This is a genomic window from Oligoflexia bacterium, assembly GCA_035326705.1.
Taxonomy (GTDB): Bacteria; Bdellovibrionota_G; JALEGL01; order JALEGL01; family JALEGL01; genus JALEGL01.
This window is the reverse complement of sequence record DAOLES010000001.1, coordinates 375,653-396,773: the sequence shown is the minus strand read 5'-3', so window position 1 is coordinate 396,773 and position 21,121 is coordinate 375,653. Positions and strand designations below refer to the sequence as shown.

General features: G+C 34.9%; 19 protein-coding genes and 1 tRNA gene. 15 read left to right on the top strand and 5 right to left on the bottom strand.

The window, feature by feature from the left end; translation table 11 throughout:
* The first annotated feature begins 52 nt into the window (after positions 1-52).
* The 9 genes from PKC21_01845 (at position 53) to PKC21_01805 (ending at position 10,258) form a co-directional block, all read left to right on the top strand.
* Complete coding sequence (locus tag PKC21_01845; GenBank protein HMR24073.1) at positions 53-1,417, top strand: TolC family protein; 1,365 nt, start codon at positions 53-55, stop codon at positions 1,415-1,417.
* Positions 1,417-2,913, top strand: coding sequence for an efflux RND transporter periplasmic adaptor subunit (locus PKC21_01840; protein ID HMR24072.1), 1,497 nt, complete (start codon positions 1,417-1,419; stop codon positions 2,911-2,913). The genes PKC21_01845 and PKC21_01840 overlap by 1 nt, the downstream gene beginning before the upstream one ends.
* Positions 2,914-2,928: 15 nt before the next feature.
* Entirely contained in the window at positions 2,929-6,612 is a 3,684-nt protein-coding gene (locus PKC21_01835; GenBank protein ID HMR24071.1) for an efflux RND transporter permease subunit, read from the top strand.
* Entirely contained in the window at positions 6,609-7,157 is a 549-nt protein-coding gene (locus PKC21_01830; GenBank protein ID HMR24070.1) for a heme-binding domain-containing protein, read from the top strand. The genes PKC21_01835 and PKC21_01830 overlap by 4 nt, the downstream gene beginning before the upstream one ends.
* A 1-nt stretch (position 7,158) precedes the next feature.
* On the top strand, positions 7,159-7,698 hold the full coding sequence (locus tag PKC21_01825; GenBank protein ID HMR24069.1) for a hypothetical protein: 540 nt from the start codon (positions 7,159-7,161) through the stop codon (positions 7,696-7,698).
* A gap of 196 nt (positions 7,699-7,894) precedes the next feature.
* Positions 7,895-8,407: a DUF305 domain-containing protein gene (locus tag PKC21_01820; protein HMR24068.1), complete on the top strand. Its 513-nt coding sequence runs from the start codon at positions 7,895-7,897 to the stop codon at positions 8,405-8,407.
* Positions 8,407-9,153 carry a glutaredoxin family protein gene (locus tag PKC21_01815; GenBank protein HMR24067.1) on the top strand — a complete coding sequence of 249 codons (747 nt, stop codon included), beginning with the start codon at positions 8,407-8,409 and terminating at the stop codon, positions 9,151-9,153. Before PKC21_01820 ends, PKC21_01815 begins: the two co-directional genes overlap by 1 nt.
* A 30-nt stretch (positions 9,154-9,183) precedes the next feature.
* Positions 9,184-9,333, top strand: coding sequence for a hypothetical protein (locus tag PKC21_01810; GenBank protein HMR24066.1), 150 nt, complete (start codon positions 9,184-9,186; stop codon positions 9,331-9,333).
* A gap of 52 nt (positions 9,334-9,385) precedes the next feature.
* Complete coding sequence (locus PKC21_01805; GenBank protein ID HMR24065.1) at positions 9,386-10,258, top strand: alpha/beta hydrolase; 873 nt, start codon at positions 9,386-9,388, stop codon at positions 10,256-10,258.
* 456 nt (positions 10,259-10,714) lie between these two features.
* On the opposite strand, the gene PKC21_01800 is transcribed toward PKC21_01805, so the two are convergent.
* A complete protein-coding gene (locus tag PKC21_01800; GenBank protein HMR24064.1) occupies positions 10,715-11,641 on the bottom strand; it encodes a mechanosensitive ion channel in 927 nt (308 codons plus the stop codon).
* A 59-nt stretch (positions 11,642-11,700) separates the two neighbouring features.
* Between PKC21_01800 and PKC21_01795 the strand changes: the two genes are divergently transcribed.
* From PKC21_01795 to PKC21_01780, 4 genes are read left to right on the top strand one after another with little or no spacing between them, the layout of a single operon-like run.
* Complete coding sequence (locus PKC21_01795; GenBank protein ID HMR24063.1) at positions 11,701-12,534, top strand: mechanosensitive ion channel family protein; 834 nt, start codon at positions 11,701-11,703, stop codon at positions 12,532-12,534.
* Entirely contained in the window at positions 12,531-12,971 is a 441-nt protein-coding gene (locus PKC21_01790; protein ID HMR24062.1) for a RimK/LysX family protein, read from the top strand. Before PKC21_01795 ends, PKC21_01790 begins: the two co-directional genes overlap by 4 nt.
* A 4-nt stretch (positions 12,972-12,975) precedes the next feature.
* Entirely contained in the window at positions 12,976-14,181 is a 1,206-nt protein-coding gene (locus PKC21_01785; protein HMR24061.1) for a RimK family alpha-L-glutamate ligase, read from the top strand.
* On the top strand, positions 14,182-15,183 hold the full coding sequence (locus PKC21_01780) for a succinylglutamate desuccinylase/aspartoacylase family protein (GenBank protein ID HMR24060.1): 1,002 nt from the start codon (positions 14,182-14,184) through the stop codon (positions 15,181-15,183).
* Between the two features lie 128 nt (positions 15,184-15,311).
* Here the strand turns inward: PKC21_01780 and PKC21_01775 are convergent, their stop codons facing one another.
* Together PKC21_01775 and PKC21_01770 are read right to left on the bottom strand one after the other, a co-directional pair.
* Positions 15,312-15,590, bottom strand: coding sequence for an HU family DNA-binding protein (locus PKC21_01775; protein HMR24059.1), 279 nt, complete (start codon positions 15,588-15,590; stop codon positions 15,312-15,314).
* Between the two features lie 123 nt (positions 15,591-15,713).
* Positions 15,714-17,837: a transglycosylase SLT domain-containing protein gene (locus tag PKC21_01770; GenBank protein ID HMR24058.1), complete on the bottom strand. Its 2,124-nt coding sequence runs from the start codon at positions 17,835-17,837 to the stop codon at positions 15,714-15,716.
* A 26-nt stretch (positions 17,838-17,863) separates the two neighbouring features.
* On the opposite strand from PKC21_01770, the gene PKC21_01765 reads away from it, so the two are divergent.
* On the top strand, positions 17,864-19,045 hold the full coding sequence (locus PKC21_01765; protein ID HMR24057.1) for a hypothetical protein: 1,182 nt from the start codon (positions 17,864-17,866) through the stop codon (positions 19,043-19,045).
* A 180-nt stretch (positions 19,046-19,225) separates the two neighbouring features.
* Here PKC21_01765 and PKC21_01760 read toward each other — a convergent pair whose 3' ends face one another.
* Both PKC21_01760 and PKC21_01755 read right to left on the bottom strand, forming a co-directional pair.
* Positions 19,226-20,035: a hypothetical protein gene (locus PKC21_01760; GenBank protein ID HMR24056.1), complete on the bottom strand. Its 810-nt coding sequence runs from the start codon at positions 20,033-20,035 to the stop codon at positions 19,226-19,228.
* 111 nt (positions 20,036-20,146) lie between these two features.
* Positions 20,147-20,815 (bottom strand): hypothetical protein, encoded by a 669-nt coding sequence (locus tag PKC21_01755; GenBank protein ID HMR24055.1) that lies wholly within the window; start codon positions 20,813-20,815, stop codon positions 20,147-20,149.
* A 178-nt stretch (positions 20,816-20,993) separates the two neighbouring features.
* On the opposite strand from PKC21_01755, the gene PKC21_01750 reads away from it, so the two are divergent.
* Positions 20,994-21,080 (top strand) — tRNA-Leu (locus PKC21_01750).
* The last annotated feature ends 41 nt before the right edge of the window (positions 21,081-21,121 follow it).

Here is a 21,121-nt window from a genome sequence, read left to right as displayed (position 1 = left end):
CCCATGCGTAAAAGTTTGGGTTTTGCAGTTATATTTTTTAAAGGTAGTAATTATGAAATATGTATTTCATGAAAGCATACTTGGTATGTCTTTAATGTTAATTATAGTTTTTTATGTAGGCTTTGCCCATGCAGAAAATACTCAAGAAGAAATAAATCATACAGTTAAAGTAAGTGTTCAAAGTGAGCAATTACAGGAATATATCGATACGGCCATTGCTAACAATGCCGGTCTTAAGGCAATATTCGAGTCTTATAAAGCGCAGAACTATAAATCTAAATACGTTGGTGCACTTCCTGATCCCAAACTATCGTATGCAAACTTTATTCAATCGGTTGAAACCCGGGTAGGGCCTCAAGAACATAAATTTGGAGTCTCTCAGTCTTTTCCTTGGTTTGGCACATTATCTCTTCAATCTAAGGTTGCACAAGATGATGCTCAGTTTTTGCTTTATCAATTTGAAGCAAAGCGACTTGAACTGATACGAAATGTGAAGGATATTTTTTACGATGCTTACTTTCTTGAACGTTCAATCAAAATATTGCATCAAAACATGGACCTCCTTGCTAATCTTGAGCGTGTTACTCGGTCGAGGTATCAATCTGGTATTGGCCAGTTTTCTGATGTGATTCGTTCACAAGTAGAGTTAGAGAAAGTGAAAGACCAATTGGTAAGCATAAAAGATTTAAAAAAACCTTTGATTGCACGATTTAATTCTGCCTTGAATGACTCAGGTCATACGATTTTAGAATGGCCTAATGCTATTCCATTGCCTCAAAGGTACATTGATATGAACAAAATGCGAGAACTTATGGAAATATCTAATCCACAACTCAAAGCGTTGGATAAAGTGACACAGAAAGAACAAAAGAAAATTAAATTAGCTAAGAAAGATGGGCTCCCTAATTTTAGTCTCGGGTTTGACTATATTATGACAGGAGAAGCGGCGAATGCTGTTACTGATAGTGGAAAAGATGCTATGGCGGTGATGGTTTCAATGGGCTTTCCCCTTTGGCGTGGTAAGTACACTAATCAGACCAAAGAGGCAAAATCAAAAGAAATATCAGCCCGCAATACACAAAAGGAAAAGTTAAATCAACTCACTGCTGATTTGTCTCAAGCCATTTATGAGTATTCAGAGGGGGTTCGAAAAGTTGAACTTTATCGAAATAACTTAGTTCCAAAAGGAAGGCAGTCTTTTGAGGCTACAAAAAGAGGGTATGAGGCGGGCAAAGCTTCGTTTAGTGATTTAATAGATTCGGAACGCTTGCTTCTTGAATTTCAACTTGCCAGCGAAGAAGCTCTAACTCGTGCAAGTAAAGCAGAGGCTTCAATTGATATGTTGATTGGAGATCAGTCCTTAAAAAATAAATCAAAGCCAGTTTCAACATCTATATTGTTAAAGGAGAACAAGTAATGAAAAATCCATTACATTTATTTCAAAAAATTTCACTAAAGTCCTTTTTAGAAAATGATCCGCGTAAAGTAGCTTTGATTAGTCTTCTTATTGGTGGCATATTGGGTGCTTTGTTATTTTCGCCAAAGTCTCAACATTCAATGGATATGAAAGAAAATTCTACATCACATCAAGGGCACAAGCACTCAGAAAGTATGGCTGAAAGAAAGATAGCAACTTGGACATGTTCCATGCACCCACAGATTCAAAAGGATAAACCTGGGCAATGCCCACTTTGCGGTATGGATCTTATTCCCATTGAGAACAATATGAGTGAACATTCTAAAGATACGGTTTTTGAAATGTCTGAAGCAGCTCAAAAATTGGCAGAAATTTCAACAACAAAAGTGGAACGTAAAATCGCAGAAGCTAAAATCAATCTAAATGGAACCATAAATTACGATGAAACTAAAGTAGAGTTTGTAACAGCTAGAGTTGGTGGAAGAATTGATCGAATGTTTGTTGACTATACTGGAGTCAATGTAAAGCGTGGTGATCATATGGTTTATTTGTATAGCCCAGAGCTCATTTCAGCTCAGGAAGAAATGATTCAAGCCATCAAGAATCAAGCTTCAATTGAAACAATAACGGCTACAAAAGAACGATTAAGATTATGGGGTTTAACGAGAAGACAAGTTGAACGCATAGCTAAACAAAAAAAAGCTACAGATCATACAACTATTACGTCACCAACGGCTGGTATTGTTATTAAAAAACATGTTTCTGAAGGTGCTTATGTAAAAACGGGAGATCGAATTTACACCATCGCTGACCTTTCTAAACTATGGGTTGAGATAGAAGCCTATGAATCAGATTTACGTTGGGTGCGATATGGTCAATACGTTGAATTTTCTACTGCTGCACACCCTGGAGAAAAATTTCATGGACAAGTGTCTTTTGTTGACCCTGTATTAAACCCAAAAACGCGAACAGTTAAACTTAGAGTTAATGTGAGTAATGAGGAAGGTAAACTAAAACCAGGCATGTTTGTGCGTGCATCTATAAAATCGAACATAGCAAGCGTGGGGCCTGTTGCTGATGCATCGATGAAAGGAAAGTGGATTTCTCCTATGCATCCAGAAATTATCAAAGATGGACCAGGAAAATGTGATGTATGTGGGATGGCACTCGTTCCCATAGAAACTTTGGGTTATATATCTGATCCAAAACAAGAAGATTTGCCTTTGGTGATTCCAGTTTCTGCTCCTCTTCTAACTGGAGAAAGAGCCATTGTATATGTTCGTGTTCCTAATGCTGATCGTCCGACATTTGAGGGAAGAGAAATTCATCTTGGAAGTCGAGCAGGAGATTATTACATTGTTAAACATGGACTGAGTGAAGGCGAAGAAGTTGTGACTAAAGGAAACTTTAAGATCGACAGTTCACTTCAAATTCAGGCCAAACCAAGCATGATGAATCCTGACGGTGGAAAGACTCCAAGTGAGCACAATCATTAAAATGAGGATCATAAAATGAATAACTCAAATCAAAATGACGCTATGTTAAACAAAACGATTGGATTTTTCTTAGAAAATAAACTCGTGGTGTTTTTGCTTGTGGCTTTCTTCTTAACTTGGGGAGCTATGGTGGCTCCATTTGATTGGGACATACCAGGGCTTCCTCGTAACCCTGTCCCAGTTGATGCCATTCCAGATATTGGTGAAAACCAACAAATTGTATTTACCAAGTGGATGGGGAGATCGCCACAAGATGTAGATGATCAAATTACGTATCCTTTAACTGTTTCACTTTTAGGCATTCCTGGAGTCAAAACCATTAGGAGCAACTCGTTTTTTGGATTCTCTAGTATCTATATTATTTTTAAAGAAGACGTTGATTTTTACTGGTCTCGTTCGAGGATTCTTGAAAAACTTTCTAGTCTTCCTGCGGATACACTTCCTGAAGGGGTGAAGCCAAGCTTGGGACCAGATGCCACCGCTTTGGGGCAAGTTTTTTGGTACACACTAGAAGGAAGAGATAAAGAGGGTAAACCAACTGGAGGATGGGATTTAGATGAACTGAGAACCCAACAAGATTGGTATGTTCGTTATGCACTTCAAGCAGTTGAAGGTGTTTCAGAAGTTGCTTCTGTAGGTGGTTTTATCAAAGAGTATCAAATTGATGTCGATCCTGATGCTATGCGCGCGAATAAAGTTACTTTGGATCATGTGTATCATGCGATTCGAAATTCAAATGTGGATGTGGGTGCCCGCACGATCGAAGTCAACAGCGCTGAATATGTTATTCGTGGTTTGGGTTTTATCAAAAACCTTAAAGATGTTGAACGTACGGTTGTCACCGTTCGAAATAATTCTCCTGTTTATGTACGAGATATTGCCCATGTTAGTTTTGGTCCAGCTTTACGTAGAGGAGCTTTAGACAAAGGCGGGGCAGAAGCTGTCGGCGGTGTGGTTGTGGCTCGTTATGGAGAAAACCCGTTGGCCACAATAAAACGCGTCAAAGAGCAAATTAAAAAAATTACACCCGGTCTACCCAGTAAAATATTAAATGATGGAACGCACTCTCAACTTTCTATTGTTCCATTTTATGATCGATCAGGACTTATTTATGAAACCTTAGGAACCTTAAATAAAGCATTGGCCGAAGAAATTTTAGTGACTATAATTGTGATTCTTCTCACAGTCCTTCATTTTAGAAGCTCTTTTCTTATTTCTGGATTGCTGCCTCTTTCGGTTTTGATGTGTTTTATCGCTATGAAACAATTCGGAGTAGATGCAAATGTTGTAGCTCTTTCTGGTATTGCAATTGCGATCGGAACCATGGTTGATATGGGTATTGTACTGAGTGAAAATATTCTTAAACATTTAAAAGATAAAAAGCCTGAAGAGTCTCAAACCGCTGTAATTTTTGAAGCAACTAGAGAGGTTGCAAGTGCCGTAATGACTGCTGTAGCAACAACAGTGGTAAGTTTTCTTCCAGTATTTGCGATGGAAGGTGCTGAAGGTAAACTTTTTAAACCCTTAGCATTTACCAAAACATTTGCTTTAATTGCATCTCTTGTTGTCGCTCTTTTTATTCTTCCAGCCATAGCAGACATTTTATTTCGTATAAAAAAACCAAAATTAGAAAAAGTGCAACATCGTTTTATAGCTTTAGGTCTTTTGCTTGGTGGAATTCTTTATACTGCTCTTTATCATGTATGGATTGGCGCTCTTCTTATTCTTTTTTCACTTTACCTTGGTTTCAAAGAGCGCTTACCAGTTACAATCATGAATAAAATTAAAGAGCCCTTAATTGCGATGGCTGTTCTATTGGTAGGCTTTATACTTACCAAAAATTGGCTTCCTTTAGGCAATCAAAAAGGATTTTTACCTAATTTACTCTTTGTGGCTTTAGTTACAACCTTAGTTCTCGGTAGTTTTTATTATTTTCAAAAACGTTATGAAGGTATTTTGGTATGGGCTTTGACGAATAAAAAAAAGTTTCTTTTGATTCCTGGTATAATTTTCGTGTTTGGTGGATGGGTATGGGCAAATTTAGGTAAAGAGTTTATGCCTCCATTAGACGAAGGCTCTTATTTATATATGCCTACCACTATGCCACATGCTTCTATTGGTGAAGCATTAGATGTGCTTCAAAAATTAGATCTTGCTATGGGGTCTATACCCGAAGTCGAAACAGCAGTTGGAAAATTAGGGCGTGCAGATACCCCTCTTGATCCAGCTCCAATTTCAATGTTTGAAATTGTAGTGAATTACAAACCTGAATATAAAGTAGATAAAAACGGGAAAAGATTACGCTTTAAATATGATCGAAAAAAAGATGATTTTGTTCGTTCATTCAAGGGTGAATTAATTCCAGACAGAAGAGGTAAGCCATATAGAAATTGGCGAAAACATATTAAGCATGCTGATGATATTTGGAAGGAGTTGACAAAAGTAGCCCAGATGCCTGGAACGACATCTGCGCCTAAACTTCAACCTATTGCAGCACGTATCATTATGTTGCAAAGTGGAATGCGAGCTCCGATGGGGTTAAAGATTAAAGGACCAGATTTAAAAACCATTGAGTCTTTTGGTTTACAAATTGAACAACTTTTAAAGGAAGTTCCTTCCATTGAAGCTGATTCAGTCATTGCAGATAGAATTGTAGGAAAACCATATTTAGAAATTAAAATTGATCGAGATGCTATAGCTCGTTACGGAATTTCAATAAGAAAAGTTCAGGATATTATTGAAATCGCTATTGGTGGTCGTCAAGTTACAACAACAGTGGAAGGGCGAGAGCGTTATCCGGTACGAGTCCGTTATCAAAGAGAACTTCGAGATGATATTGAGTCTCTTGAGGATATTTTGGTTCCGGCTTCTGATGGTACGCAAATCCCATTGATTCAATTATCAGAGATTCAATACGTTCGAGGGCCACAAGTAATTAAGAGCGAAGACACATTTCTTACGGGATACGTGCTATTTGATAAAAAACCACAAAAAGCCGAGGTTGACGTCGTTGAAGAAGCTTCAGCATTTTTAAACCAACAGATTAAAAGTGGTGCTTTGACTGTGCCTTCTGGTATTTCATTTGATTTTGCAGGAAACTATGAAAACCAATTGCGTTCTGAAAAGAAGCTACGTGTGGTGTTGCCACTGGCATTATTTATTATTTTTCTTATTCTTTATTTTCAGTTTAAGGCGGTATCGACAACACTTATTGTGTTTTCCGGGATTTTGCTAGCATGGTCAGGCGGTTTCATATTGATATGGCTTTATGGGCAGAACTGGTTTATGAATTTTGGATTCTTTGGAGTCAACCTTCATAATCTTTTTCAAATGGGTCCAATCAACCTTAGTGTGGCTGTTTGGGTTGGGTTTTTAGCTTTATTTGGAATTGCATCTGATGACGGCGTAATGATGGCGACATACCTTAAGCAAAGTTTTGAAAAGTCTAAGCCACAGTCTATAAATGAAATTCAAAAAGCAGTTGTGATTGGAGCAAAGAAAAGAATACGCCCATGTATGATGACGACGGCTACCACAGTGTTAGCTTTAGTTCCAGTGTTAACGAGTTCAGGTAGAGGTTCCGATATTATGCTTCCTATGGCGATACCTTCTGTAGGAGGAATGTTAGTTGCTGTAATCACAACTCTATTGGTTCCAGTTTTATTCAGCAGCATACAAGAAAGGAAGTTATTGAAATGAAACTGAGATTAGCAGTGATTGCAATAGGTTTTGTTTTACTATGTGAGTGGGTAAATGCGCATGAGCCAGCTCTTCATAAAAACAAAGAAACTTTAAATTTTAATAATAAAAAATCTTTAAAGGTAGATCAAAATGGTTTTGAAATCATTTCTAATGAACCAACAAAAAAACAGCTTGATAAAATAAACGCTTTATATCAGAAAAAAGTATACAAAATTTTCAAAAAAAAATGTCTAGATTGTCATGGTAGTTCTAACTCAAAGCCATGGTATGCCCAAATTCCTGGCCCAAAAAAACTAATCAACAATGATATTAAAGAAGCTAAGAAGCATATGGATATGAGCAAGGGTTTTCCTTTTAAAGGACATGGAGCACCTGTTGATGACCTTGATGCTATTGAAAGAGTTTTAAAAGAGGATTCCATGCCACCATTTCGTTATAAGCTAGTGCACTGGTGGTCTGGAGTAACAGCAAAAGAAAAGTCTACAATTCATCAGTGGATTGAAGAAAGTAAAAAAATAATAAAAATAAAAAAAGGAAAGTAAAATGAAAAAAAAATTAAGCGTAATTGTTTTGGCAATTTTAGTATCAGCTTGTGATAATAACCAGCCTGTTCAAGAAGGGCACAAACATGAAAAAAAAATGTCTAATAAAAATATAGAACAAAAAAAAGTTAATTCAGAAAATATTCCTGAAGAGCTGAATGGCCTTTTAAAAATAAATGAAGACTTACATGCAGCATACTTTAACTATGATCAAGATGCGATAAAAAAACATATTGTTTCTATTACATCATACGTTAAAGAAATAAAAAATAGTGAACTTCAAAAAAAACTTTCAGTAGCCACTCAAAGCTTTGAAGGTTTGAGTGAAGAAAGTTCAAGGGAAATATTTAACGAAAAGTATCATCTTTTTAATATTCAATTGATAGAAGTTTTAGATCAATATCGTCCAAGTGAAACATATAGCAGATATCACTGTCCAATGGTGAAGAAGGATTGGATACAAAACACAGTTAAAGACAACAATAAAACCAAAAACCCATATGCACCAGAAATGAAAAGCTGTGGAGTAAGAAAGTCTTAAAATTTAAGATGGAGAGTATATTTTTTAAAAAATAGATTGAATATAACTTAGGTTAGTTCGGCTAGATATTTGATTATATTATTTAATACCCATCTAGCTGAACTATCAATTAATAGAACTGTAGTCTTTTTAAAAAAGCTAGAGAGATAAAATGTTAAGATATTTTAAACCTAAAAACTATTAAAAGGAGAAGAAAATGAATTCTTATACACGATTTTTTAGCATGATTTTTACATCTACATTGGTCATGTTAGTACTTATGTATTTAAATACATATTCAATAGATCATGTGTTCTTTAGCGAAACCCGATTATACATGACCATCTATATGGGAGCTGCAATGGCAATTATTATGCTTTTATTTATGCTTCATATGTACGAAAATAAAAGCAAGAATATTACTATTTTACTGGTTTCGTTTACGTTTTTTATCGCTGGATTTTTTTTGGTTCGCTCCCAAGCAACGATTGAAGATAAGTCATGGATGAAAGCAATGATTCCTCACCATTCAATTGCTGTACTAACCAGTGAACGTGCTGGTATTGAAGACCTTAGAGTGAAAAAATTAGCAAATCAAATTATAGAAGCACAGCGTAGAGAAATCAAAGAGATGAAGTGGTTAATTCAGGATATAAAGAAAAATGGTATTGCAAAAAATCAAGTAGAGGCAAACAACAGGCCCATTCCACAATTTAAAGGAGATTTATAATGGAAAAAACTGCACAGCTTTACCGTATGGTGATGGAAAAACATATTTGTCCATTTGGCATAAAAGCTAAATATTTGCTTGAGAAAAATGGATATACGGTTGAGGATCATCACTTAAAAACTCGAGAGGAAACAGATCGATTTAAAGATAAACATAGTGTTGAGACAACACCACAAGCTTTTATAAATGGTGAGAGGATTGGTGGCTATACAGACCTTCTAAAATATTTTGGCAAAGCTAAAAATGAAACTGCTAATAAAAAAACCTATAAGCCTATTATCGCTGTATTTTCTGTTACATCTCTTTTAGCAATTTCTTTGGTATATTTCAGCTCAGGTAAGTTTCAGCTAGTACGATCTTTGGAGTTATTTATTGCTTTGAGCATGTGTGTGCTGGCAATTTTAAAATTAAGAGATCTGGAGTCTTTTACAAATCAATTTCTTGGCTATGACTTGTTGGCTAAGCGGTGGGTTCCTTATGCATATATTTATCCTTTTGCTGAAGCTGGATCAGGTATTTTAATGGCTGGAAAACAATTAACATTTATTTCAGCTCCAGTAGCAATGTTTATAGGTTTGATTGGAGGCATATCAGTTTTTTATGCCGTTTATATTCAAAAACGAGATTTGAAATGCGCTTGTGTGGGAGGAAATAGCAATGTACCTTTAGGGTTCATTTCTCTAACTGAGAATATTATGATGGTGAGTATGGCAATATGGATGATCATTAATGTAAAAGTCAGTTAAAATATTTAGAACAAAAAAATAAGGAACTTAATGATGAAATACAAATACTCAAGAAGACAATTTATTTCAGATTTTGCAATAAAAGGAACCTTCGTAGCTGCTATGTCATGGGGATTTAATCTTCTTTTGTGGGCGAAATCAAGCTTAGAAAAAGAAATTCATAAAAAAAGCATGACCTGAAAATTGTTAAAACGAAAATATCTATTGGGAACAAGGCTGGAAAAGCAACCAAATGAAAAATAGTGTCAAATATACTTCACTGTTGTTAGCACTTGCAGTTATAGTCTTTTTCTATAGCGCACCTAAAATTAGAAATTTTGTTCACAATAAAAATGCCTATAGACCACTGTTCAAAACTTCCTCAGGAAACGGGAAAAAAGTTCTGTTTTTACATGGACTATCTGGAACTCACGCCTATTGGGTGCCGCTCAAAAATTCTTTGGATAAAAGTAGGTACCACACCGTAGCGCTAGATTTACTAGGTTTTGGACAGTCTCCATGGCCAGATGTTGAATATTCGATGGATGATCATATTAATGCGATTCTTTCTTCCCTTGATCCAGGAGAATTTACTATCGTCGCACATTCTTTAGGTACGTTAATCGCACTTGAGCTTAAGCATAGATATCCTGAACGATTTAAAAAGTTAGTTTTGCTAGCACCTCTCGAAATAAAAGATAGAGATGTTTTAAAGAAGATTCTGAAAAAGCGAAATATGATTGAATCTGTTATGGCGTTAGATAGATTTTGGGCACCTTTAGTCTGTCATATACATGAAGCGCTAGGGCCACTTTCTTTTTATATGCTTAGACCTTTCATTCCAAAATATCTTCCCGATAATATTGTAGAAGGTGCTAGACTTCATCGTTGGGAATCTTATAATGGGTCATTGGAGAATATTGTTTTAAATAAACAGAGCAGCAACTATTTAAATAATGATTTTGAAGGTATTGATATTTATATGGGAGTATCAGATCCCTATAGTAAACCCCTTACTTCTACTTTAGATCAGACTAGTTATAGACTTTTAATCGGAGGGCATAATTTTATCTGGGAAAATTCAGATAATGTAAAATTTATTTTAAGCCATAGTTTTGGAAGATAGTTATTTATAAATAAAGCTAACGATAGTTGGGAATTGTAATTACAATTACGTTAAAATATCTTGTCTTGATATAGCCATATTTTAGCGATGATTCTACATTCATTTCCAACTGTTTGCATTAGACTAAGGGAAAGAAATGGGAAAGAAGAATCATGACAAGAGATGATTTGCGATGTAATACGATGTTATCAAAGTGTGATTAAGTTATTGTTATTGTTGAATTTAGCAATGATTTTAATATCTTAGAAAAAGGGCAATTTCGCCCAGTCGTCCCGACCATTCTATCTCTTAAGTTTAGCAAAAAATTCATATTTATAAGTAGATCTATAGAGTATTGCTGGATTTGAACCAAGGTTCACCATTGTTTGAGCCACCTGCGGTGGCATGGCAGTCGTCCCGACCATTCTTTTTGGATTCACAAAAAACAATAAGCTTTAGTCACAAAAACCGGAAATATTATGGTTTTGTTTGTTCTGAAATTTGGATCATTTGTATAGGCAAAGGTTTTGAGGCATCTAGATGAACATCTCTTTGTGGGAAAGCTATGGTGATTTTATGTTTTGTAAACAATTGATTGATTTCAAACCTCAAGCTGCTTTCAATCTGCCGTCTTTGTAGTAGGTTATCCACCTCAACCCAAAAAATCACTTCAAATAATAAGGCGTTATCACCAAAAGACTCAAACAATACGGTTGGAACGGGTTTTTTAAGAATTTGGGAGTTTTGTTCACAAGCAAAGTTCAACTGTTTAAAAACATTCTCAACATTACTGCCATAAGCAACCCCCACCAACACAGAGGTTCTCACTTTTCTATCTCTATAATTCCAGTTCAATACTTTTTTTTCAAGCAACCAACTGTTGGGCATAATTGCATGCGTATTATCTGGTTTAAGCAGTCGAGTGCTGCGTGAGCCTATATGCTCTACTAAACCCAAAGTACTGTCTATTTCAATAAAATCACCAACTTTAACGGGGCGTTCAAAGAGGACAATAAGGCCACTGATAAAATTGTTAATAATGCTTTGACTTCCAAAACCAACTCCTAAAGCAATGGCACCACCAAGAAAAGTAAATATGGTAAGCGGTATATTTGCAAAATGCAGCGCCAAAAGTGAAAATAAAACAATAAAAATATAATTGCTTATCACTCTAACCGTTGCAGAGGTTGCAATATCTAGCCTAAACTTTTTAAAAAAATGGCGTTCTAAAATTTTACTGATCAATTTGGAAAAAATTAAGCCAGTAATAAGAACAAAAACTGCGATAACAATATTGCTTACAGAGATACTTCTTCCAGAAAAAGTAACCAAGGGAAAATTCCAAATAGCGATAAACTTTTCTATATAGTCAGATTCAAAAACAGAATTTACAAAGGCATTCATAAAGTATATCCCTATGCAAAATTAACCATTTGGTAAAGAAAATATATTGGGATTTGTCAATGAAAATAGTTTATAAGGTATCCATGTTAGAAGTCTTACAAGATGAGTTTTATCTGAAATTATTGGTCACTTTAGGAGTGATTGTTTTAACCATTCTTTTAAAGTTTATGGGTAAAAAGGTAATCAACAATTGGAACATTCCAAGTATAGAAATGCGATTAAAGTATAAAAACACTTTAAAAAGAGTTTTATCGACCATTTTATTTTTTGGGATTTTTATCATTTGGGGAGCTTCAATTAAAGGTTTTGCTGTCTCTATAGCGGCATTTGCGGCAGCATTGGTTTTGGCTACCAAAGAACTATTGCTTTGTGTTCTGGGTAGCATCTTAAAATCATCTAACCAGGCTTTTACCTTTGGTGATAGAATTCAAATTGGGACAATTAGAGGTGTGGTGATAAGACAAAGTCTTTTAGGAACAACCTTGATGGAGATTGGTCCAGGCGATACCGTTCATCATCTCTCTGGGAAAAAAATTTTTATTCCCAATAGTCAACTTTTAACCCAAGTTGTTAAAAACGAAAGTTTGGGCAGCGAGTATATTTTTCATTCATTTCAAATTGTATTAAAACTTGATGAGAAATGGAAAATACATGAAAAAAATTTGTTAAAGGCATGTTTAACTGAATATGAAGTGTTTGAGGCAAAGGCAAAAAAAGCAATTGCAGCTTTAGCTAAAGAAAAAGGAATTTATAAGCCCTCTACAGAACCTAAAATTGCAATTGATCTTTCTGAAGTGGAAAAAGTGAAATTTACAGTAAGAATAGCTTGTCCAGAGGGAGAAGCTAATTTTTTAGAACAAAAAATTATCAGAATATTTTTAGAATCAATATGAAAAAAAGTAATTTAAGTATTATTGGTTGGAGAGAATGGATAGCCTTACCAGACTTAAAGGTCAGAAAAATTAAAGCCAAAATTGATTCTGGAGCAAGAACGTCAAGTTTACATGCGCATAAACTAAAAGTATTAAAAAAGAACAATGAAGAGTATGCCCAGTTTTATATTTATCCTCAGCAAGATTCCTCTAAAGAAAAAGTTTTATGTGAAGAAAAAATTCTAGAGTATAGAAAAATAAAAAGTTCAAATGGTATAACTGAAAAACGCCCAATTATTCAAACCTATATCAAAATAAATGAAAAGCTTTGGTTGGTTGATTTATCATTAAGCAATAGAGATGAAATGGGTTTTAGAATATTATTAGGAAGAACAAGTATATCTAAAAAATTTTTAATTGATGTGTCAAAATCTTTTTTGATGATGAAAGAAACATGAAGTTATGAAGCTAGCAATTTTATCTAGAAACGCTAAGTTATACAGTACGCAAAGACTTAAACAAGCTGCCTTAGGTAGAGGCCATAAAGTTAAGGTCTTAGATACCAATAAACTTGCCATTGACCTAGAAATGGGTGCTCCTGAATTATTCTATAAACTAAAACGTCTTGCGGATTATGATGCTGTTTTACCAAGAGTGGGTGCATCTATGACCTATTTTGGTACGGCTGTGGTTAGGCAGTTTCAACAAATGAATGTTTTTTGTGCTAATACCGCAGATAGTATTTTAAACTCACGAGATAAACTTAAAAGCTTTCAAATTTTAAGTCGGCACAATATTGGTATTCCAAAAACCAATTTTGTTAAACAAAAAAATGATGTTTTACCGGCAATTGATAGAGTTGGTGGAGCTCCCGTTATTATTAAACTTATTGAAGGAACGCAAGGAATTGGGGTTCTTCTAGCTGATAAAGTTGAGGTTGCAGCCTCTATTATAGAACTTTTACAAAGCCAAAAACAAAACATTTTAATTCAAAAATTTGTTAAAGAAAGTAGAGGAAAAGACATAAGAGCGATTGTTGTGGGGGATCAGGTGGTTGCATCTATGCGTAGAGTGGCACAAGGCCAAGAATTTAGAAGTAATGTGCATAGAGGCGGAAAAACAGAAAAAATAGAGTTAGATGATGAGTATAAAAAAACAGCGGTTAGAGCCGCTCAAATTATGGGTTTAAGAGTAGCAGGGGTGGATATGCTAGAAAGTAAAAATGGCCCGCAGATTATGGAAATCAACTCTTCTCCTGGCTTAGAAGGCATAGAAGTGTGTACAGGCTTAGATGTTGCTGGCTCAATCATTGATTACATTGCTGCTCAGGTTGATTTTCCTGAAATTGATATTAGACAAAGGCTGACAGTCAGTAGTGGTTATGGTGTGGCTGAACTATATATGCCCAAAGGCTCTGAATATTTGGGTAAAACAATTCAAGAAACAGGTTTAAGAGAAAGAGATATAAATGTATTAACACTCTATAGAGGGAAAAAAGTTATTCCAAATCCTAGAGCAGATCGGGTACTGGAAGCAGAAGATAGACTGCTATGTTTTGGAAAGCTAAAAGAAATGAAGGCCATGATTCCAGAAAAAGAAAGAAATCGTCGCAGACCTAAACTAAAACGATTACCACGAGAAGCAAAGGTATTTCAGTCAGATCAATAAATGATGAAGTTTGGAAAAATAAAAATTAATAAGGGTGAACGACGAAAAGTTTTTCTTGATGTTGGAGCATTGTATGATTACACAAATTTAAGTATTCCAATTGAAGTGATCCGTGGAGATAAAGAAGGCCCTGTTATGTTTGTTTCAGCAGCTATTCATGGCGATGAAATCAATGGAGTAGAGATTATAAAAAGACTTTTACATTTTTTGAAAAACAAAAAAATTAAAGGCACCTTAATTGTTGTCCCTGTGGTCAATGTATTTGGTTTTAACTTAAAATCACGTTATTTGCCTGATAGAAGAGATTTAAATAGAAGTTTCCCCGGTTCAAAAAAAGGCTCATTGGCTAAAAGGTTAGCCTATGTTTTTATGAAGCAGGTTGTAGAAAAATGTACGCATGGTATTGATTTTCACACGGGTAGTGTACACCGATCAAACTTACCACAGATTAGAGCTTGCCTTGATCATGAAGAAACCAAAAAGCTGGCTTTGTTATTTAAAGCTCCAGTGGTTATAAACTCAAACCTTAGAGATGGATCTTTAAGAGATGCAGCAAGAAAAAAGAATATCTGTATGTTGCTTTTTGAAGGCGGCCAAGCCTTAAGATTTGAAGAAGATGTAATTAAAGTAGGTTTAAAAGGTTGTATTTCAGTGATGAGAGCAATTGGAATGCTTCCAAAACTTAAAAAAACAATATTAACTAAAAAAAACAAAGATGCATTCATTGCTAAAGGTAGCTTTTGGGTTAGAGCCGGACGAAGCGGCTCTTTTAGAGCCATGAAAAAGTTAGGAGATACCGTATCACCAGGAGAAACTTTAGCTATTGTTTCAGATACTTTTGGTGAGAATGAGTTTGAAATTAAAATAGATGAGTCTGGAATTATTATTGGTATCAGTGATTTGCCGCTTGTTAATCGAGGGGATGCAATGTTTCACGTTGCAACATTTAAAAATACAAAAAGGGTTAGAAAAGCTATAGATCGTATTGATGAAATAAATTAATTTGGTAGAGTCTAAAAATTATTGTAAAAATAACATTTGAAGCTGAATAAGTTTATGCTTTTGTCTTTATGCTAAAAAGGCTTTGTAAATCACTACAAAGCCTTTTTAAAGAATATCTTAAAACTAACTTATAAAGAAGTTTTAAAGTCTGGTGAAGGTTTAAAACCTACAGTTTTGCTAGCAGGAATGCTGATAGCTTCACCTGTTTGAGGGTTTCTACCTTTTCTAGCTTTTCTTGATCTAACTGTAAAAGTACCAAAACCTGGGTAAGTAAATCTTTTATCTTTTTTAATGCCTTTTGAAAGCACTGTAAAAATAGCGTCAGATACTTCATTGATAGCAGCTTTTGAAAGCTCTCTATGCTTAACTTCTTTTGTTACTTTTTCAACTAATTCAGCTTTTGTCATTCTTTTCTCCTTGAAAAGTTAGGTTAATAATAACTATAGTCTTTGTTACCGTTAACTAATATGTACGTCAATAAAAATGTTTTGCAAGAAGGCTAAAAATATAGGTTTGCGATTGATATATTTTTATTTGTCAATGTTTTTATGGTTTAAGAAATGATAAAAATAATAGTTGCGTAAAACAAGCTTAACGTAGTTGCGGGTTTCTTTGTAAGGGATCATTTCAATAAATAGATCTTCATCCAAGCTATTCCAGCGGCTACGCCAAGTTTTTAAAGGGTTTGCGCCCGCATTATAATTTGACGCGATGTAGATCAAGTTGTCATCATAGTCTTGAATTAATTTTTGAAGGTATAATTTGCCTAGTTTTATGTTGGTTTCAGGTTCATATAAAAACTTTTCATCAAAAGATTTTTCTTGCTCAATCAATTTAAAAAATTGTTTTGCAGTGTTTGGCATGAGTTGCATTAAACCATAAGCCCCAGCAGGACTTTTTGCTTTTGGATTAAAAGCACTTTCTTGTTTTATAATGGCCAAAACAAGCTCATTGGATAAGTTTAAATTTTTAGCTGTGCTTGTTATTTGTTGACTGTATTGTTTGGGAAAAACACTAGAAATCAATCTTTTATCTATGGGACTAGGACTAGATTTACTGTGAATTGCTCTATAAGCTAAAATAACAGGTGTAGTATGATCTTGGTTGGCATGCCAAAGGTTGAGATAATTAATAAACTCTTTATCTAAATAGTCTAATGAAGATAGTTTTTCCAGTTCCCAAATCGCTAAATGTTTAAATCCGGCCAAGGTCCAAATATAAGCTGAATAAAGTTTTGATTGGGGAGAAATACTGTCTGAATAATTTGAACTTTGGAATAAATCTGGCCAAAGCTTTTCTTTTGCAGCATAAAAAGACAGTGGAGCTTCTTTTTGTAAAGCTTGTTTAAGTGAATCAACACGGTTTTTTTGATTAAACTTTTGTGCTAGTTTTAATTGCCAATACAGAGCTTGTCCTTTTTCATTGGCCGAGTCTGCCAAACTATAAAAAGTATTGAGATATCTACGAGATTTTTCTTCTTGGTTTAAAATATAACTGATTAAGCCAAGTTTAAAGATAGATCGTTTGTACAAGTCAGAAGAAGGATAAGTTGCAACAAACTGCATATATGCCTGTTTAGCTTGATCCCATTTTAATTGGTCTTCATTAATTCTTGCCATATAAAAGCTGGCTTTATGCGCATCTTTATGGAAAGCATTCAGCATGAGGGCTTTTTCAAAAGCCATTTGTGCATAAGAATATAATGTTTGGTTCCATAAAATGTGTCCTGTTTTATAAAATAACTCAAAGGGTAAAGGCGTTTGTTTACTGTAGTACAGTGTTAAAAAAGTGCTTTTAGCATTTTGTTTACAAGCAGTAAGAATTGCATTTAATGATTTTTGAGCACCTTGACTGTTTGGATACAAGCTTAAGAGTTTTAAATGGTGCTCAATATTTTTTTTGTTTGATCCAGGGGCAATTTGATTGAAGTAAATTATTGAGGCATCGTCTTCTTTTGATGAAACTTTTTCAGTTATGTTAATGGGTTTTTGTGTGAAGTTGTCTTTTTGCAAAAGTTTCTGTGCATGAGCGCGATGTTTTTTATTGGGTTGAGCTTGTATAAGCTTTTCTATGGTTTTTTGTTGTTCTTGATTAAGATCTAGGTTGCTGAGCAGATATGGGTGTTCAATACTGAGCTTATCTTTTTGCGTGAAGTAATGCAGATAGTTATGAAACATCAATTGTTTAAGATCATTGTGTATGTCTTGTTTTAGGCCAGGTAGTAAGGCCAAATTAAGATATTTAATGTATTGCAAGGCGCTATTATGCGACTTATTGAAGGATTTAAGGGTTTTTTGAGTTAATACAGGGCTATTTAAAAGTTCTTGGCAGTGCTGTAGATATATTTTAAACTTTAGGTAGGGTTTGATAGGAGCAAAAAAACCTTTATTGGATATTTTTTCTGTCCATTGCAAAGCCGTAGCATGATTTTTTTGTTCAAAAGCTGATTGAGCTTTAAATACGTACAAAGCCTGTTGTTCTTGAGTATTAAGGTGGGTAAAGTTTTTTTTGCTGATGGTTTCCTTAAATGAAGGCAAAAGTAGAAGATTTTTATCTAAAATATTTTGTGCCTGGATGCGGTAAAAACTCGTAAAGATAAAAAATATGTGTAAAATTAATAAGTAAGGGTATGCAAAACTAAAATGTTTAATCATCTCTAAGAAAGGTTACATAAAAAACAATGAAGTCACTACTAAAAATTGGTTCGGGAATAGTTATTTTGGTTGTTCTATTTTTTGCGCTGTTTTCTATTTTCTTGCCCGGTGAAAAAGGTAAGAAACAAGAAGCAGGCATTGAAGAAAAACAAACGTCAGAAAACAGTATTCAAAGTTTGAATGTATCGCAAACCGATGCAGGCGTTTTCTTAGAAATCGTGGGTGGAGAAGGTATGAACTATATGGCCAAGGCGCTGGATGAACGCACTTTGCTTGTAGAGTTTCCTCAGACACCACTGAATTTAGAGAGAAAAATGATTCCTTTGCCGCATCCTATGATAGAGCTTATTGAAGCTGAAGAAGCTGGTTCAGGTTCAAAAGTGAAAGTGACATTGACCGAGCCCTTTGAACACAATGCAGAAGTTGCAGGAAATATGTTGATGATTAGGTTTAATAAGCCTGGAGAATCAGGTTTGGCGCAAAACCTTGATGAACAAGCTCCAATAGAAGAGCCTATTGCGCAAGATCCTCCAAAACCTGTTGTCAGACAAAGTCAAAGACCAGCACCAGCGCCAAAAAGAAAAGCGGCGCCAGCACCTGCTCCGGCACCAGAGCCAGACGATTTAATTTCTGAGCTAGGTTTTGACGATGCTCCGCCAGCAGATACTGGAGATGATCTAGGATTTGGTGGTACAGAAGAGGATTTGGGTTTTGAGGATAGCCCAAGTGGAGATGTTCAACCCGATGATTTGGCTTTATCTGATGGTGGTTTTGGCAATGAACCAGGTTTTACAGATGAAGCAGCCTCTATTGATGATGCTTTTGCAGCCAATGAGCCAGCTGCACAACAACCTAACATTGATACTGGAGCTGCTTTAGCAAACCTGCCATCAATTACTAATATATCAGTTGATGGAAGTGGTCGAGTCAGCATTAATCACGAAGGCGGTAAAGTTGCAATTAAGCGGTTTTTGAGACGTCCAAATCAAGCCGTGGTTGAAATAAAAGATGTTTCCTTGAATAAGCTACAAGTTTCTCAAAGTGCTGGCGGCAATGTAACGGGTATTAAAACAGAACAGTTTGTTAATCCACAAGGCAGCAGTATTTCCAGAGTCTTCATATTATTAAGTCAAATGCCAGATTCTAGAGATAATATCATTGTCAGAAAAGGCAGAGGCTCCTTAGATGTTGAGATTCAAGGGCCTTAATAGCGTTCTTGATACTATTATGTTTTAGGAGGCAGAGTATTTTTTATGCTACTTAAGAAATAGTGACGGTGGATGTAATCGATATTAAGTTTTAATACAGAGCATCTAAAGCTAAAAAAGCCACAACAATATATGTTATGGCTTTTTTTATCTTTAGTAAGATCAAAGAACAGAGACTTCTTATAATATGCTATCAATCAAGTCATTCATTCGATCACAATTTTTGATGAGTTCAAGAGAGCTTGTTGATTTGTCGTCGAAGTTTAAAAATCTTGCCATAGAAGAATCTGTTAATGTCATTAAACTGGTATTTCTAAGCTTATTTAAGAATTTAACATAGACTCCATCTGTTATTTTTACATCTGGATAATTTTTACATTCCATGACAAAGGCAAAGATACCAACTTGAGCCATACTGTAAGCTATTTGTAGAGTACTGCTTTTAGCATCAGGTTTTTTATTGTAAAGGTCACAATAGTTTTCACCGTCATCCACGTAAGATTTGCTGCCATCATATGGATAACAAGGCGTTAAGCTATAAATATGGCTCCATGACCAGTCTAATTCACCGATATCCTTTAAGATAGGCAAGTAATAGGGTTTTAAATTGTTATTGATATGGTTAAATATAATGCTATCATCATAAAAACCATCAGAACCTTTAGAAGCAACATAATCTCTTATTAACTGTTGTTCATCTGCTGTCATTTCGTTGAATACAGCTTCTTCAAAAGCAGCATATTTTTCTTCAATTTGTTGTTTTTGCGATGCTGTTAATTGGTCTGTATAATAAACTTTTGAAGTGAACTCACCATCTTCAAAAGTAAAAAATTGGGAATTGGATAAGAAGCTTACGGTTTCTTCAACAATATTATTTAGACCTTTATCATTGATTTGACGCTGTATTTCAGCTTTAGCTTGTGACAAGCTTTGAGCAAAACTGAGTGTTGCGCCCGCCAAAATTAAACTTAATACTAATTTTTTAAACATGTGTTTCCTCCTAAATGGTTTTTATGTTTGCCCTAGAACTACTCATTTTTAGTTCTAGGGTAAAGTGAAAAAGTGAAGTGCGGCAATATGCCGTTTGACAATAAATCAAAATTAAATCTGAGCTACCAGGTCAGGTATAAAAAACGGGTCTACTTCAAAAACTGTATCGAGTAGATAATATAAATTATCATAATAAGGTTCAACGAACGCTAGATTTTCTGAAGGAGATACAATAGGGTTTTTTAAATCCACTGTAAACTTTGGAATTCTAAGCTTATTCGATAAGTTGTATCCTAATTTTCCGACGTATGCTTTAAAGTATTTTCCTATTAAACCAAGGTATATTGCGTAATTGATATAAGGATCAATAACGTGGCGTGCATTTGTTCCAAACTTTGAGAGTTTTCCTTTAAAACTCGCTAAGTTTTTATCAAATCGTATGGCATCTCCAGTAGCAAGTATTTTTTCTCTTAAGCCATCTTCAGAACAAAGGTCAATGTTAGTGCCTTGTGAAATAAGGGCATGAGAAAGGAGAGTGTTCATTTTCTCAAAACGTTTAAATAAGTCACTTTTAACATATTTAGGCTGCTGAGAAAGTATAATCAGTTCTTTTTCAATTTCAGTTATAATATTTATTTCTTTTTCTACCCCGTTTTCAATGATAGTCAAATTTGGGTTGATATCTAGAGCCTCAAGAGTTTGCAATGGCGTTTGAGCAAAGGCCATAGTAAAAAATAACATTGATGTTAATGATAGTAATTTTATTGTTTTAATAAGCATAGTTTCTCCATTTGTTTTAGAGTTAACAGCTATTAACATATTCAAATATTTAATATGAAGACTTTTCTGCCAGTGCGTCAATATGGCTCAACAGCATTGATTTTATTCAATTTTATAACAATCCAATTATTTCTGGCCATCGTATTAAAAAATAGGTATAGCTTGGCATTCTTCACTTGCCGAGGTGGCGGAACTGGTAGACGCGCTGGATTCAAAATCCAGTATTGGTGACAATGTGGGGGTTCGATTCCCCCCCTCGGTACCACGATATTTCCAGAGTTATTGCAATTATCATGTTTATAGCTG